Origin of the sequence: Pseudomonas sp. KCJK8993 (genome assembly GCF_046230915.1) — a bacterium.
Lineage (GTDB): Bacteria > Pseudomonadota > Gammaproteobacteria > Pseudomonadales > Pseudomonadaceae > Aquipseudomonas > Aquipseudomonas piscis.
Genome location: NZ_JBJJLO010000008.1, coordinates 19402 through 34223, shown reverse-complemented (window position 1 = coordinate 34223; position 14822 = coordinate 19402). Strand labels below are relative to the sequence as shown.

The window sequence follows — 14822 nt, the reverse complement described above, 5'->3', positions numbered from 1 at the left end:
TTGTGCAAGGAATGGGAATCGCGAAGCATAGTCAAGACCCGCCATTTGCGAGGTGAAGCAATGGGCACAGTACTACCGGCACGACCTGCACAAACCTTGTACGTCACCATTCGTCGTGATGAACTGCAGCAGCTCAAAGCTGAGCGCGACCAGTTGCAACGAGAGCTCGCGCAGATACGCCTGTTACAAAATCAGGACCGGCCATCGGTCGCCCTCCCGCCTCTTTCCCGGGCGAACTGAGTCCTCCCGTTCTCGAGCGCAACCCAACGCTACGCTCGATGCCAGCAGCCCCTCCCCAGCCTCCATCGACGAGCCTCCCGGTCCAGGAACCCAGGCACAAAATGCCAACGTTCTGCTGACGAACTTTTCACACTTGCCTATCGATACTCTCGGCCATTGTGGCCGCCTTGTTACATAGGGGCGGCCTTCATTGGCGCCGGACCGGCGCCCGATGATCACGGTTTCCTGGGGAGCGCCGAATGGCATTGTTCAAACGCGGCAATACGTCTGCGAAGGGTTTCGACTGGATGGGCCTGCTCTGGCTGTTCCTGTTCTTCTGGTATTTCTCGGGCATTACCCAGTTGCTGATCCAACTGACCGATACCTCCGGGTTCGCAGGTTTCCGCCAGGCCTTCCTGATGAGCGCCGTCTGGCTGGCACCGATGCTGCTGTTCCCGGCACGCACCCGGCTGCTGGCCGCCGTGATCGGTATCGTGCTCTGGGCCTGCTCCATGGCCAGCCTGGGCTACTTCTTCATCTACCAGCAGGAGTTCTCCCAGAGCGTCATTTTCATCATGTTCGAGTCCAACCCCTCGGAAGCCGGTGAATACCTGACCCAGTACTTTGCCTGGTGGATGCTACTGGCGTTCCTGGCCCACACCGCTTTCGCCATCTTCCTGTGGACCCGCCTGCGCCCGGTTTACCTGCCCAAGCTTCAAGCGCTGGCGGCTGCAGTGGCGATCCTGGTGGCCATCGTCGGTTACCCGCTGGTCAAGCAAGTCTCGCGTACCGAGACCCTGGCCGAGGGCCTGGAAAAATTCGAGACCCGCATCGAGCCGGCGGTGCCATGGCAGATGGTGGTCGCCTACCGGCGCTATCGCGAGCAGCTGGACGGCATGCAGGGCATGCTCGACAGCGTCAGCAAGATCCCGCCCCTGACCAATCTCAAGGACAGCATGGCCAACCAGCCGGCGACCCTGGTGCTGGTGATCGGCGAATCCACCAACCGTCAACGCATGAGCCTCTACGGCTATCCGCGCCAGACCACCCCGGAGCTGGACAAGCTCAAGGACCAGTTGGCGGTGTTCAACAATGTCATCACCCCGCGCCCCTATACCATCGAGGCCCTGCAGCAGGTACTGACCTTCGCCGACGAAGAGAACCCCGACCTGTACCTCAAGACCCCGTCCCTGGTCAGCGTGATGAAGCAGGCCGGCTACAAGACCTACTGGATTACCAACCAGCAGACCATGACCAAGCGCAACACCATGCTCACCACCTTCTCCGAGCAGGCCGACGAGCAGGTGTACCTGAACAACAACCGTAACCAGAACGCCCGCCAATACGATGGCGACGTGCTCGAGCCCTTCTCCAAGGCCCTGGCCGACAGCGCGCCGCGCAAGTTCATCGTGGTGCACTTGCTGGGCACGCACATGAGCTATCAGTACCGCTACCCGCCGAGCTTCGACAAGTTCACCGACCGCCAGGGCGTGCCGGCCGGCGTGCACGACGACCAGGTGGCCACCTACAACAGCTACGACAACGCCGTGCTGTACAACGATTTCGTGGTTTCCAGCCTGATCAAGGACTACGCCAAGACTGACCCCAACGGCTTCTTGCTGTACCTGTCGGACCATGGTGAAGACGTCTTCGACTCCGCCGGCCACGACACCCTGGGGCGCAACGAAGGCAAGCCCACCGCGCCGATGTACACCATTCCGTTCATCGCCTGGGCCTCGCCCAAGTGGCGGGAGACCCACGACTGGAACTTCGCCTCCGATCTCAACCGGCCCTTCATGAGCTCGCAACTGGTGCATACCTGGGCCGACCTGGCGGGCCTGAGCTTCGACCAACTGGATCACAGCCGCAGCCTGGTCAGCGACAGCTTCAAGCCTCGTCCGCTGCTGATCGGCGACCCATACTCGCGCCAGAGCAAGCCGCTGATCGATTTCAGCCTGATGAAGCCCAAAGCGCCGGTGGACACCTCCGTCGTGCAAAAATGATCGCTTTCCCGGGAGCCGCACGGCTCCCGCGGCAGCCTCGCTTCTTGTCCCGCCCCTGCCTGCGCCCACCTAGGGCACGCATCGCCTCTTGACCCTGGTCGCCTGCGATTTTCCGTAGAAGCCCGCGATGGCCATCGCAACATGATGTCGAAAATGTAATTTTTGCCTCAGGCTGGCGTTAACCCTCACTTAATAGAATTCGGTTTAACTTCCTCCCGTCACTTGCCGTACAGGGACGAAGCAAGTAACCGAACACTCTTAAGCAGGAAAACCAGCATGAAACTTTCAACTCTTGTACTCACCGGCCTGATTCTCGCCGGCTCCAACGCAGCCTTCGCCGAAGGCGGTTCCGAGCGTGTACAACAGTTCTACGAGAACTTCCGTGTCAATCAGCAACAAATTGCCGGAAACCAGAACGCCAATACCGCCAAGAGCGACAAACAGCAATCTGAACCTGCATATTCCGCCTCGGATGCCAAACAAGAAAAACAAGTAATCCAGCAGCCCGGCGCCTGATTCAATCTTTGTGCAACCACTCTGGATAAGTGCTTCTCAACCAGAGCTGGATATTTCGGCGCCCTTTGGGCGCCTTTTTTATTGACGTCGGCCAGTGATTGCGGGCCATGTTTTCAAGGCAATTACCGGGTCATTACAAAGCTGTCATATGGCACATCGCCCAGATGTACTGGCTTAACATCCCGATATGAACACAACGAATTTTTCATCGAAGAAAAGAATTGAAACAACAAACAAACCCACAACACCTCGATCGCCCATTGCCCTGGAAGCCCCGCCATACTTCCCGCCCGGGATGTTCTACCGACCGTCGGCAAGCCGCTAATCCCTTGAATTATCAGACCTGATCGATTGACCCTATAGTTACTTCAGGCTTCACCATCGGCCCATCGAACAATATCCGGTTAGTTAAAGAGGACAATAGGCAATGCGTATTCTGGTGATCGAAGACGAGTCGAAAACCGCTGACTATCTGCATCAGGGACTTACCGAGAGTGGATACATCGTCGACCGCGCCAACAATGGCGTGGATGGCCTGCACCTGATTGAACAACAACCCTACGAGTTGGTGATACTGGATGTAAACCTGCCCGGAAAAGATGGATGGCAAGTATTGCAACATATGCACCGGCAATCTCCGGCACGGGTCATGATGCTGAGTGCCCGTGGCCGCCTGGAAGATAAAGTCAGAGGCCTGGACCTGGGCGCCGATGATTATCTGGTCAAGCCATTTCAGTTTCCCGAGTTGCTGGCCCGGGTCCGCACCTTGATGCGGCGCAGTGAACCGGTGGCTCAACCGGAAGTACTGCAAGTTGCCGACTTGCAACTTGACCCGCGACGCCATCGGGCCTACCGCGGTGAACGCCGTATCGACTTGACCACCAAGGAGTTCACCCTGCTGCATGTATTGATGCGGCACTCGGGTGAAGTTCTGACCCGCACGCAAATCATTTCCCTAGTCTGGGATATGAATTTCGATTGCGATACCAACGTGGTGGAAGTGTCCATCAGCCGCTTGCGGGCCAAGATCGACGATGCCAGCGAGCTCAAGTTGATCCATACCCTGCGCGGTGTCGGCTACGTGCTGGAAGTGCGCCAATGAGCACACCCCCTGCACCGCCCGGCAACAGCAGCTTGTCCATGCGCCTGGGCCTGACCGTCAGCCTGATGGGCGCGGCCCTGGTCCTGCTGCTGGCCACCCTGGCCTACTTGTCCCTGAGCCACGAGTTGGACACCCTGGCCCGCAAGAGCTTGCAGAGCAAGCTGGAGCAGATCCAGCACAGCCTGATCAGCGATCTCAAGAGCAGCGACCTGGCAGCCCGCCCTCATTCCCTGCTGGACCTGGTGATGGGCCACGACAACCTGCGCTTGTCGGTGTTGGCCAGCGATCCGCGGGTGCCGCCGCTGCTGGATGTCGGTGGCGGCCGGCAACCTTTACCCCGCGCCCTGAAGGAAGCCAAAGGCAGTACCTACCTGGACTGGAACGACAAAAGCGGCAGCCAGTTGCTCAGCGCCTCACAGCCAATGCCCATGCGCAATGGCGAACAGGTACGGGTCGTGCTGAGCCTGGATCGCAGCAACGACCAGGCGCTGCTCAGTGCCTATCTGCGCTCCACGGTGATTGCCTTGCCGCTGCTGCTGGGCCTGATCGGCATCGGCGCCTGGTGGCTGGTGCAACGGGGCCTGCTGCCCCTGCAGCAGTTCAGCCGGGTAGCGGCCAAGGTCACCACCCAGGACTTGACCCACCGCCTGAATCTGGATCGACTGCCCCGTGAACTGGCGGAGCTGGGCCAGGGGATCAATGTCATGCTGCAACGCCTGGATGGCGGCGTGCAGCGCCTGTCGCAATTTTCCGATGACCTGGCCCATGAGCTGCGCTCGCCCATCAGCAACCTGATGGGCAAGGCGCAGGTGACCCTGTCGCGGGAGCGTCCGCCGCAAGAGTACAAGGCGGTGCTGGAGGCCAGCATCGAAGAGCTGGAGCGAGTCACGCGGATGGTCGCCGACATGTTGCTCCTGGCCCAAGTCAGCCAACCGGCATCCCAGGCTCGCTTCGCGCGGATTTCACTGCGGGTGGAAGCACGCAAAGTCATGGAGCTGTTCGCCCTGAGCGCCGAGGACAAGCAACTGGAACTGCAACAGAGCGGAGATGCCTGGGTCCTGGGGGATCGGCTGATGATCCAACGCGCCATTTCCAACCTGCTGTCCAATGCCATTCGCCACAGCCCTAGCCAGGGCCGTATCCAGCTGCGGGTCGAACAACAGTTGCAGACGGTGAGCCTGACAGTGAGCAATCCCGGTCCTGGCATCGAGGCTTGCCACCTGCCACATTTGTTCGAGCGCTTCTACCGGATCGACAGCAGCCGCACCCGCGCCGAAGGCGGTACCGGCCTGGGATTGGCGATCGTGCGTTCGATCATGAACCTGCATGACGGACAGGCCGAAGTCAGCAGCGTCATCGATGGCCAGACCGAATTCCGCCTGGTATTTCCCAAGCTCGATCCCGCGCAACACGATCTCTAGGCACGACAACCCACCAGCACGACCCGGGCTCAGCGCGATTCCCCCCCCACCTGGCTGCTGGCGGGCCGCGGGGCACTACAAGACCTTGCTCCAGAACAGCATGCGGCCATGGGCGGGATCGAGCATCGCATCGGCAAAACCGCAGGCCCGGTAGGCTGCCTGGGCCCTGGCATTGCCTTCCAGCACCTCCAGGGTGATCTTGCAGCAGCCGCGCTGGCGAGCGATGTCCTCGACCTTCTGCAGCAGGCGCTTGCTCAGTCCCTGGCCACGAAAGCCGTCGAGCACCACCACATCGTGGACATTCACCAGGGGCCGGCAGGCAAAGGTGGAGAAACCCTCGAAACAGTTCACCAGGCCCACCGGTTGCCCGCCGGCGAAGGCCAGCACGCTGAACGCCTGGGGCCGCTTGGCCAGTTCCTCCGGCAAGCGCTGGAGCTGGTCCGCCGAGAGGCTCTGGCCACCGCCCATGACGTCTGCTGCGTAATGGCTGAGCAACACACCTATGGCTTCGGCATGCACCGGGTTGCTGTAACTGGCTTGCAACACCACGACATCGGCAACGTCCATGTTCATCCTCGATCAATGTGTCGGAACGAGCGCTCAAGGCTCGGGCAGCTCCGATTGTAGGCTGGCGGATTTGACCAAACGAAGATTTTTCACTCCCTTGTGGCAGAAAAATCCTAGCCAATGACCAGGATGAACCACACCCGGAAACCCTTCCCCCCTCAGGGCTGGCCGAAACGCTGCAACTGCATTTCCCGCAGGCGGCTCAAGGTCCGGCGAAAGGCGAACTCCAGGTAACCCTCGGTATACAGCTGCTCCATCGGCACTCGCGCCTCCAGGTACAGCGGTACCTTGCGGTCGTAGCATTCGTCCACCAGGGCGATGAAGCGCCGGACCGCATCGTCGTGGACCGACAGCTGCGGCAACTCGCGATCCCCCGCCACCACTCGCTCGGCACCATCTTCGGTGCCCCGGGCAATGCGCCCCGGGCGTTGCCGGGCACTCAGGCAAGGCACCTCGCCAAGCAGGATGGCGCGATAGCGGTCGCACAAGGCCATGAAATCCATGGCCGAGAACGGCTGCTCGCACAGGTCGGCGAAGCGACACCAGATCACCGCCTCGGCGACCCGGACCACCGCCACCGGCCGATAACCCAGCAACACCGGCTCCGCGGATGCCGGCTGCCCGGCACTCAAGCGCTCGAACAAGGTCCCCAGGGCGCTGGCCTGGCCTTCGGCAGCCACCCAGTAACGCTGGGTGCCGGCACCCGGATGCAGCCGGTGATCCTCGGCGCCATCGACCGCCACCACCTGCATGTGCCGCTTGATGGCATCGATGGCCGGCAGGAAACGCTCGCGGTTGAAGCCATCGGCATAGAGTTGCTCGGGCGGCTGGTTGGAAGTGCAGACCATCACCACGCCCTGTTCGAACATCACCTGGAACAGGCGGCCGAGGATGATCGCGTCACCGATGTCGTTGACGAACAATTCGTCGAAGCACAACACCCGCACCTCGTCCGCCAGCTCCCGGGCCAGGGCCTGCAACGGATCGGCGATACCGGTCAGCTGGAAGGAACGCTGGTGCACCCAGCCCATGAAGTGGTGGAAGTGCTGGCGTCGCGCCGGCACCTTCAAACTCTGGTAGAAGCGGTCCATCAGCCAGGTCTTGCCGCGCCCCACCGCCCCCCAGAGATAGACGCCGACAACCGTCCCGCAGCCCTGGTGCAACGCCGCATGGCAGTGTTGCAAGGCTTGCACCGCCCGGGCCTGGGCCTCATCGGCGACGAACCCTTGCTGCTCCAGGGCATGTTGGTAGGCACTCAAGGGTGAATCGAACGACATGGGGCCACGGCCTCCCGGCAAAAGGCCGCAGTATGCCACCGCCCATCGTCTGGCGTATCCGCTGCCGGCCCCGCAAGGCGCCCAAGGGGAATGCGCCAGGTACCTCAGCGGGAAATGTCCATCCGGGCGATCCGCCCCTGGTCATCCAGGCGAAAGACATGGCGCAACGACTGGGGGCCGCCGGGGAAGTCGCCATACAGAAGGCTGTCCAGCAGTATCTTGCCGGTACGCTGCTGGACCGCGACTATCCGCAGGCGGCCAGGGTTGTCCGCCATCCAGCGGGCGATCTCGCCCGGGCCGACCCGATGCTCGCGCTCATCGAAGACCTGGGCCTGGGGAGCGAAGATCGAGGTTATCCGCGAGCAATCACCACTGTGAGTGGCGGCCACGAAGGCCTCGATCGCCGGGGCCAGCGGTCCGCCTCCAGGACGGTGCCGGTGCTCGGATCGGTTGATGACTGACATGACGCAAGCTCCTTGCATGTGGACGAAGCCGGCATGTTAAGAGCTCCCTGCGTCATTTCTTGTCAGGAGTGAAACGCTGGTCTTCATCACCCTGCATGCGCTTGCGCCAGGTCCGTAGCCAGTCGCTGCGCCGGCCTGGGTAGGCCTCGCCCTGCTCCTGCGCGACAGCGACCCGGTCGGTACGGAAGGTCCGGTAGTCCCCGCGCAGTTCGCACCAGGCGACGATCACTCGCGCCTCGTTGAGAAATCCCAGGGCCAGGGGCCAGATCAACCGCTGGCTGGGCGTACGGTTGACGTCGGCGTAGTCGATCAGCAGCTTGGCCTGGTGGCGGATCGCCTGGCGGTACACGTTCAGCGGCACCGGATTGTCGGGGAAGCCATAACCGGCCGGCCCCGGAAGCAGCGTCGGGTTGCGCAAGGCATCCTGGGCCGCCGGCGCCAGCACCGCGGCGATCTTGGCCATGGCATCGGCGGCGGCCTTGCTCAGTTCCTCGTCGCCGCGCTGGTCCACGTAGCGCAGGCCGAGCACCACGGCCTCGGTCTCGTCGGCATTGAGCATCAAGGGTGGCAGGAACAGCCCGCTGCGCAGCACATAACCGACCCCGGCCTCACCGTAGATGGGCGCCCCCAGGGCGGTGAGCTCGGCAATGTCGCGATACAGAGTTCGCTCCGATACCTCCAGCTGCCCCGCCAGGGTCGCAGCGGTGACCGGACGGCTTTTGCCCCGCAGCATCTGCAACAGAGTGAGTAATCGACTGGCTCGCGACACCTTGGCTGGACTCCCGGAAAAAATCCGCCGCAGGATAACAGAGCCTCCTGACAGAAATTGTCAGCAGACATGGGCCGCCGCGCGGCCTCGCATGCTCGGCAGCGGCTACGACAGCCCCGTGTAGCCGCCGAAGGCTGCGCATGCCCGCGCAGCGGGTGAGTCAGCTCAATAGGCCATGGTCCAGCTCAGGGTGTAGGTGCGGCCGCGGCCCTGGTAGTCATAGAGGTACTCGGGCCCATACGTTGGCGAATAGAACAGCTTGGCGCGCTGGCCCCAGACGGTGCTGTACTGCTTGTCCAGCAGGTTCTGGATGCCACCGCTGAAGGTGCCGAAGCCGGTGTCCTGGCTGCCCAGCAGGTCGAAGGTGGTGTAGCCGTCGATGGTGTGGTCGGCATCGTCCTTGAGGGTGAAGGCATGGTTGCCCTGCAGGCGCACGCTTTGGCTATCGCCCTTCCAGCCGATGAAGGCCGTGGATTTGGACAGCGAGGCGTAGCGCGCATCGCGCTTGATCCAGCCGCCGTTCTTGCCCTCCTCCTCGGAGCGCACCAGGTGCAGGGTGCCACCCGCTTCCCAGCCGCTCTCGAAATGCCGGGTCAGGGCGCTTTCGAAGCCGTAGTCGCGGCTCTTCTGGTCCTTGACGTCGATGGTCAGGGTCGCGTTGTCGGTGGTGATGACCTTGTCCGACCAGATGTAGTACAGCGCCGCCTGGGCATCCCACTCGCTATCGGAGAAACGCCAGCCGGTTTCCACCTGGCGACTCTTGACCCCGGCCAGGGGGTTGTCGTCGACGCTCAGCCCCGGCTTGCCGTAGAACTTGGCCGGGTCCGGCAGATCGAAGCCCTCGCCGTAGTTGACCCAGACCTGGTGGCCGTTCTTGAAGTCATAGATGGTGCCCAGGTTGAACAGGTTGACCTGGTAATCGTTGTTGCCCCCCGGCACGTTCTTGAACCGCCCGACATCCACGTCCATCTGCTGGCGCCGATAACCACCGGACACCGTCAGGTTGTCCGTGGCGTGCCAATCCAGCTGGGTATAGGCGGACAGGCCATCGACCCGGTAGCTGGGGTAGCGCGCGGCCTTGCTCTGGGTCACCAGGTCCAGGCCACCACTTTCTGACGACACCCGCTGGTCGAACGTGCTCTGTTCGGCGTTGAAGCGCTCGCGATCCAGGTCCACGCCGTAGGTCAGCTTGACGGTCTCGAACTCCTTGGCGAACAACGCCTTGAGGCTGCTGACCTCGAAGTTCTGCTGCGAGGCGGCGAAGTACACGCCCTTGGAACCGGTCGGCTTGCCGGTGTTGTAGTAGGGAAACGGATAGAAATTGTCGTTTTCCTTGCGGTACGAGGCCTGCAGGTAGAAATCCTGGCCCAGCACATCGGCGTGGTGATAGTTGGCATTGAGCAACAGGCGCCGGGTGCGCGGTTCCAGGTCGGTGGAGTAGCCGCCACGCAACTTGGCGTCTTCCAGGTTCGAGGGCGCCTGGGTCTTGAGGTTGGGAAAGTAGATCCCGGTGCTGCCGTGGTTGCCCGAGTCGTAGTACTGGGCCAACAGGTCCAGGCTCTGCTCCTCGTTGAAGTTCATGGCCAGGCTGCCCATCAGGTCGAGGGTGCGGTTGTACTGCAGGTCGGTCTGGGTGTTGTCGATGAAGATCTGCTTGCCGGCGCCATCGTAGAACGCCTGGTTCTGCTCGCCGGCCACGGCCAGGCGGCCGCTGATGGCTTCGTTGCCGCCGCTGACCGACTGGGCGATACGGGTGGTCAAGTCGTCGCTGTTGTTGAAGCCGCTACTGGCACCGATCTGGGTCTCGAAACGCGCCGGACCCGGCTCGCCTTTCTTGGTGACGATATTGATGATGCCGCCGGTGGCGCCACCGCCATAGATCGCGCTGGCCCCGGACAGCACCTCCACACGTTCGACGTTGAATGGCGAGATGCTGTCGAACTGCCGCGACAAGCCGCGGGAGCTGTTCTGGCTGACCCCGTCGATCATCACCAGGACGTTGCGCCCGCGCATGTTCTGGCCATAGTTGGTACGGCCTTCCGGCGCCAGGTCCAGGCCCGGCACCAGCTTGCCGATGGCTTCCTTGAGGCTGACCCCGGTTTCCAACTGCTCGCGCAACTGGCTCTGCTCCACCACCCAGACGGTGCCGGGGATCTCGCTGATGGCGGTGCTGGTACGCGACGCCACGGTGACCTGGGTCGGCTTGAGATTGAGGCTGCTCGCCGCAGGCTCGGCACGGCGCAGGATGACCGTGCGCCCATCGCTGAACGACCAGCCCATGCCGCTGCCGGCCAGCAAGGCTTGCAGGGCCTGGGCAATGGTGACTTCACCGGCGAGGGCCGGCGCCTGCAGGCCCGCCACATCACTGGTGGTGTACAGCAAGCGCAGGTCGGCCTGGTCGGCGAAACGGGTCAGGGCCTGGTCCAGGGGCTGGGCCGGCAACTGCAATGACACGCGGCGTTCCTGGGCTGCACCGGCCTGGCTGGCCGGCAATGGCTGTTGCGCCTGGGCCAACAATGGGCCCAGGGCCCCGGCAAGCACGGCCTGGGCCAGTAATGTACGGCGCACCAGGTGTTGACCGCGCCCGAGTATCGACAGCTTGAACATAGCTTTCACGTGTTCCTTCCCAGCCCGTTGAAATGACGTCAATGAGAATGATTGCCTTCTCAGTCTCACTACGACGATTGGCCCGAAAGGAACTTGCAGCGCCCACTGCAAAAAAATTTCAGTGCACGAGCGCCAGCCACGGCAAGTAGGTGATCTGCATGGGATAGCGTTGCTGCAAGGTGCGCAGCGCCCCTTGGGGATCATTGAGGTCGAACACCCCGCTGATGGCCAGGTCCGCCAATTGCCGGTCGGCAACCAGGATGCGCCCATGCTGGTAGCGCTCCAGTTCACCGATCACCTCGCCCAGCGACCGGCCATTGAAAATCAACTTGCCGCGCTGCCAGGCGGTGAGGCTGGCGGCGTCCACCTGCTGTTGGGCCAGCAGCGGCTGGCCGGCCTGGTACTGCAGGCGTTGGTCGGCCTGCAACAGCACCGGGGCATGATCGCCGGTGAATTGCACCTGGCCCTCGCGCACCACCACCGTCAGCCGGTCGCCATCGCGGCGCACGCTGAACGCTCCGCTAGCGCCCTGCAAGTGCTGGCCACGAACCTGCACCACGAACGGCCGCTGCCCATCGGCCACTGGCTCGAACAGCGCCTCGCCCTGCTCCAGGATCACCCGCCGCTGCCCCGCCGAGAAAGCCACCGACAAGGCGCTGGCACTGTTGAGGATCACCCGCGAGCCATCGGCCAGGACCAGGCGTTGCTGCTGCCCCACGCCGGTGTGGTAGTCCGAAGTCCAGGCCGGCCATTGCTGCCAGCCGATCACGCTACCCAGGGCCAGCAATAGTGAAGCGGCCAGCGCCGGCCACCAGCGACGGCCCCTGGCCGCCGGACGAGCGGCCTGCGGGTGCTGCCGCGCAGCCCGGGTCTGGCCCAGGTCAGCCCAAAGTCGTTGTGCCTCATCCGCCGCCCGGGCATGGGCCGGGCTGCGCTGGCGCCAGTGTTGAAACGCCATGCGCTGGGCCGCGGTGGCCTGGCCGGAGTGCAGCAGCACCAGCCAGTCGATGGCGGTGTCTTCGAGGTTCTCGGAATCTTCGGTCATGGCGGCATCGGCAAGCAGGTGGGACTCATTCATGGTGCTGTTGCAGCCAGTCACGGCAATGGCGCAGGGCTTGGCCGATGTATTTTGCCACCATGCTTTCGGAAACGCCCAACCGCACGGCGATCTGGGCCTGGGTCAGGCCCTCCAGGCGGTTGAGCAGCAGCGCCTGGCGCGCATTGTCGGACAGCTGTTGCAACGCCTGGTCAAGTACCTCCAGGCGCTCCGTGGCCAGCAGCACCGCCTCGGGTGCCGGGGCCGGATCCACCGCCTCGCCATGCTCGGGGGCCTCACCCAGGTTGGCGGCCAGGCGCTGTTCGCGACGCAGAGTGTCGATGGCCAGGTTGCCGGCCACCCGGAAAATGAAGCCGCGGTCGTTCTGGACCTGCAGCGCCTGCTGCTCGACCTTGAGCAGTTTCAGGTAGGTGTCCTGGGCCACGTCCGCCGCCCGCTGGCGGTCGTTCATGCGCCGGGTGAGAAACTTCAGCAGGTCGTCGTAGTGCTCTTGAAAGCTGCGCAGCAGGCTGGGTATCGGCAGCATCGAGGGGCGGTCCGCAGATCGGGGAGGCGGATTATTCCATAAAGGCAAATGAGAAACAGTATCTTTCGTATCCCTTGGACGTTGGTTTTTTATGCCCGCCTGCCCTTCTGGCAGCCGCCCCTTTCTGGCATCCTGCGCCTCCTTTTTCAGACCGGGTCCGCAATCGCTGCCTACTGGCCGCTATTGGCGCCCCAAGTCCCGTCCACTTTCCGGCGCGTGCCCCGTTGCATCCACGTGCCACTGGCAGGCCTTCCTCAATGAGCGCATCCGAACACTCCCCGCCCCGCTACAAGTCCGACCTGATCTATGGTCTCGACGATCGGCCACACTTCAGCGCGGCGATCTTCGCCGCCCTGCAACACGTGCTGGCCAGCTTCGTCGGCATCATCAGCCCGACCCTGATCTTCGGCGGGGTGCTGGGCCTTGAAAGCGAACTGCCGTACCTGATCAGCATGGCGCTGTTCGTCTCGGGACTGGGCACCTTCGTCCAGGCCCGGCGCCTGGGGCCCATCGGCTCCGGCCTGCTGTGCGTGCAGGGCACCAGTTTCTCGTTCATCAGCGTGCTGCTCAGCGCCGGTTTCATGGTCAAGGGCCGGGGCGGCGACACCAACGAGATCCTCTCGACCATCTTCGGCATCTGCTTCGTCGCCGCCTTCATCGAGATGTTCCTCAGCCAGTTCATCGGCAAGCTGCGCAAGCTGATCACCCCGGTGGTCACCGGCACCATCATCACCCTGATGGGCCTGTCGCTGATCAAGGTGGCAGTCACCGACATGGCTGGCGGCTATGGCGCCAGCGACCTGGGCGCGGCCAGCAACCTGGGCCTCGCGGCGCTGGTGCTGCTGACCATCGTGGTGCTCAATCGCGTCAACAGCCCGATGTTGCGCCTGGGCTCCATCGTCATCGGCCTGACCCTGGGCTTCCTGGTGGCCTGGATGCTCGGCCGGGTGGACATGGCCGCCATGCCCGAAGTGCCCTTGGTGAGTGTGCCGGTGCCGTTCAAGTATGGCTTTTCCTTCGACCTGGTCGCCTTCATCCCCCTGGCAGTGATTTTCCTGATCTCGCCCCTGGAAGCCGCCGGCGACCTCACGGCCAACTCGATGATTTCCCAGCAGCCGGTCAAGGGCCCGCTGTACATCAAGCGCATCAAGTCCGGCCTGCTGGCCGATGGTTTCAACTCGGCGGTGGCGGCGGTGTTCAACAGCCTGCCGATGGTGACCTTCGCCCAGAATAACGGGGTGATCCAGCTCACTGGCGTGGCCAGCCGCTACGTGGCCTATTTCATCGCCGGACTGCTGGTGCTGCTGGGCCTGTTCCCGGTCATCGGCGCGGTGCTGCAACTGATGCCCAAGCCAGTGCTGGGCGGCGCGACCCTGATCATGTTCGGTACCGTGGCGGTGGCCGGGATCAAGATCCTCGCCGAGGCCGGCCTGCACCGGCGCAACGTGCTGATCGTGGCGATTTCCCTGGGCATGGGCCTGGGCGTGGCGGCGGTGCCCGAGGTGCTGCGCGAACTGCCCAAGGCCCTGCACAACATCTTCGAGTCGCCGATCACCGTCGGCGCCTTCTGCGCGATCTTCCTCAACATCTTCCTGCCCGAGGAGTTCCTGGAGCTGGAAGAAGACGAGTTCGATCCTGAAGCCGCGACCCTCAAGGTCATGCAGGACCCGGACCGGGACGCCAAGGCGAACTCTTGAGAAGCAATGGCGTCTATCCTGCGTGCGTCAAGCAAGGCCCCCAGGGGCCTTGTGGCAGGCTCGACAGCAGCGTCGAGCGCAAGCCCCGTAGCGACGCCTTGGTCATTCACGTCCATCGCCAGTAGGTAGCCCATGCGCAAACTCATCGCCCTGTCCCTGGTCCTGCTCAGCCTGGGCGCCTGCGCCCTGTTGCCCCAGCGCGATCCGCTGGCGATCAGCCTGGTCGGCATCGATCCGCTGCCGAGCCAGGAACTGGAGATGCGCTTCGCCATCAAGCTGCGCCTGCAGAATCCCAATGAAACCCCCATCGACTACAACGGCGTGGCCCTGGACCTGGAGGTCAACGGCCGGCCACTGGCGTCCGGGGTCAGCGACCAGCAAGGGCATATCGGCCGCTATGCCGAAGACCTCCTGGTGATCCCGGTAAGCGTCTCGGCCTTCTCCGTGTTGCGCCAGACCCTGGGCCTGGGCCAGGCCCAGAGCCTGGACAACCTGCCCTACGTGCTGCGCGGCAAGCTGGCCGGCGGCTTGTTCGGCACCCAGCGCTTCATCGAACGCGGACAGATCAGCCTGGCCAGCCCCACAGGCAATGGGTAG

14 protein-coding genes are annotated in these 14822 nt (G+C 63.2%); 7 read left to right on the top strand and 7 right to left on the bottom strand.

Features of this window, described 5'->3' with window-relative positions; translation table 11 throughout:
* Positions 1–60 precede the first annotated feature (60 nt).
* From ACK6AU_RS04590 to ACK6AU_RS04570, 5 genes are all read left to right on the top strand, one after another.
* Complete coding sequence (locus tag ACK6AU_RS04590; protein WP_185700909.1) at positions 61–240, top strand: DUF6026 family protein; 180 nt, start codon at positions 61–63, stop codon at positions 238–240.
* A 239-nt stretch (positions 241–479) separates the two neighbouring features.
* Positions 480–2222, top strand: a complete 1743-nt coding sequence (locus tag ACK6AU_RS04585; RefSeq protein ID WP_409297963.1) for a phosphoethanolamine transferase CptA — start codon at positions 480–482, stop codon at positions 2220–2222.
* Positions 2223–2498: 276 nt separating this feature from the next.
* The gene (locus tag ACK6AU_RS04580) at positions 2499–2738 is read left to right on the top strand and encodes a hypothetical protein (protein ID WP_185700911.1); all 240 of its coding nucleotides are present in this window, start codon (positions 2499–2501) and stop codon (positions 2736–2738) included.
* 427 nt (positions 2739–3165) lie between these two features.
* On the top strand, positions 3166–3840 hold the full coding sequence (locus ACK6AU_RS04575) for a heavy metal response regulator transcription factor (protein WP_185700912.1): 675 nt from the start codon (positions 3166–3168) through the stop codon (positions 3838–3840).
* The gene (locus tag ACK6AU_RS04570) at positions 3837–5261 is read left to right on the top strand and encodes a heavy metal sensor histidine kinase (RefSeq protein ID WP_185700913.1); all 1425 of its coding nucleotides are present in this window, start codon (positions 3837–3839) and stop codon (positions 5259–5261) included. The genes ACK6AU_RS04575 and ACK6AU_RS04570 overlap by 4 nt, the downstream gene beginning before the upstream one ends.
* A 75-nt stretch (positions 5262–5336) precedes the next feature.
* Here the strand turns inward: ACK6AU_RS04570 and ACK6AU_RS04565 are convergent, their stop codons facing one another.
* The 7 genes from ACK6AU_RS04565 to ACK6AU_RS04535 form a co-directional block, all read right to left on the bottom strand.
* The gene (locus tag ACK6AU_RS04565) at positions 5337–5828 is read right to left on the bottom strand and encodes a GNAT family N-acetyltransferase (RefSeq protein ID WP_185700914.1); all 492 of its coding nucleotides are present in this window, start codon (positions 5826–5828) and stop codon (positions 5337–5339) included.
* Positions 5829–5986: 158 nt separating this feature from the next.
* Entirely contained in the window at positions 5987–7105 is a 1119-nt protein-coding gene (gene zapE / locus ACK6AU_RS04560) for a cell division protein ZapE (protein ID WP_409297959.1), read from the bottom strand.
* A 104-nt stretch (positions 7106–7209) separates the two neighbouring features.
* The gene (locus ACK6AU_RS04555; RefSeq protein WP_409297957.1) at positions 7210–7569 is read right to left on the bottom strand and encodes a nuclear transport factor 2 family protein; all 360 of its coding nucleotides are present in this window, start codon (positions 7567–7569) and stop codon (positions 7210–7212) included.
* Between the two features lie 52 nt (positions 7570–7621).
* Positions 7622–8338 (bottom strand): YafY family protein, encoded by a 717-nt coding sequence (locus ACK6AU_RS04550; protein WP_185700917.1) that lies wholly within the window; start codon positions 8336–8338, stop codon positions 7622–7624.
* Positions 8339–8503: 165 nt separating this feature from the next.
* On the bottom strand, positions 8504–10945 hold the full coding sequence (locus ACK6AU_RS04545; protein WP_409298037.1) for a TonB-dependent siderophore receptor: 2442 nt from the start codon (positions 10943–10945) through the stop codon (positions 8504–8506).
* Between the two features lie 118 nt (positions 10946–11063).
* Positions 11064–12023, bottom strand: a complete 960-nt coding sequence (locus tag ACK6AU_RS04540) for a FecR family protein (protein ID WP_260498071.1) — start codon at positions 12021–12023, stop codon at positions 11064–11066.
* Positions 12016–12528 (bottom strand): RNA polymerase sigma factor, encoded by a 513-nt coding sequence (locus tag ACK6AU_RS04535; protein WP_409297955.1) that lies wholly within the window; start codon positions 12526–12528, stop codon positions 12016–12018. The genes ACK6AU_RS04540 and ACK6AU_RS04535 overlap by 8 nt, the downstream gene beginning before the upstream one ends.
* Before the next feature lie 257 nt (positions 12529–12785).
* Between ACK6AU_RS04535 and ACK6AU_RS04530 the strand changes: the two genes are divergently transcribed.
* Both ACK6AU_RS04530 and ACK6AU_RS04525 read left to right on the top strand, forming a co-directional pair.
* Positions 12786–14225 carry a nucleobase:cation symporter-2 family protein gene (locus ACK6AU_RS04530; protein WP_409297953.1) on the top strand — a complete coding sequence of 480 codons (1440 nt, stop codon included), beginning with the start codon at positions 12786–12788 and terminating at the stop codon, positions 14223–14225.
* Positions 14226–14357: 132 nt separating this feature from the next.
* A complete protein-coding gene (locus ACK6AU_RS04525; protein WP_185700920.1) occupies positions 14358–14822 on the top strand; it encodes an LEA type 2 family protein in 465 nt (154 codons plus the stop codon).

Excerpts from the sequence above, each read along its gene's own strand:
- ACK6AU_RS04580 (WP_185700911.1), top strand. The coding sequence starts at position 2,499 with ATGAAACTTTCAACTCTTGTACTCACCGGCCTGATTCTCGCCGGCTCC.
- ACK6AU_RS04540 (WP_260498071.1), bottom strand. The coding sequence starts at position 12,023 with ATGAATGAGTCCCACCTGCTTGCCGATGCCGCCATGACCGAAGATTCC.
- ACK6AU_RS04530 (WP_409297953.1), top strand. The coding sequence starts at position 12,786 with ATGAGCGCATCCGAACACTCCCCGCCCCGCTACAAGTCCGACCTGATC.
- ACK6AU_RS04590 (WP_185700909.1), top strand. The coding sequence starts at position 61 with ATGGGCACAGTACTACCGGCACGACCTGCACAAACCTTGTACGTCACC.
- ACK6AU_RS04525 (WP_185700920.1), top strand. The coding sequence starts at position 14,358 with ATGCGCAAACTCATCGCCCTGTCCCTGGTCCTGCTCAGCCTGGGCGCC.
- ACK6AU_RS04585 (WP_409297963.1), top strand. The coding sequence starts at position 480 with ATGGCATTGTTCAAACGCGGCAATACGTCTGCGAAGGGTTTCGACTGG.
- ACK6AU_RS04535 (WP_409297955.1), bottom strand. The coding sequence starts at position 12,528 with ATGCTGCCGATACCCAGCCTGCTGCGCAGCTTTCAAGAGCACTACGAC.
- ACK6AU_RS04570 (WP_185700913.1), top strand. The coding sequence starts at position 3,837 with ATGAGCACACCCCCTGCACCGCCCGGCAACAGCAGCTTGTCCATGCGC.
- ACK6AU_RS04545 (WP_409298037.1), bottom strand. The coding sequence starts at position 10,945 with ATGTTCAAGCTGTCGATACTCGGGCGCGGTCAACACCTGGTGCGCCGT.
- ACK6AU_RS04575 (WP_185700912.1), top strand. The coding sequence starts at position 3,166 with ATGCGTATTCTGGTGATCGAAGACGAGTCGAAAACCGCTGACTATCTG.
- zapE (WP_409297959.1), bottom strand. The coding sequence starts at position 7,105 with ATGTCGTTCGATTCACCCTTGAGTGCCTACCAACATGCCCTGGAGCAG.
- ACK6AU_RS04565 (WP_185700914.1), bottom strand. The coding sequence starts at position 5,828 with ATGGACGTTGCCGATGTCGTGGTGTTGCAAGCCAGTTACAGCAACCCG.
- ACK6AU_RS04555 (WP_409297957.1), bottom strand. The coding sequence starts at position 7,569 with ATGTCAGTCATCAACCGATCCGAGCACCGGCACCGTCCTGGAGGCGGA.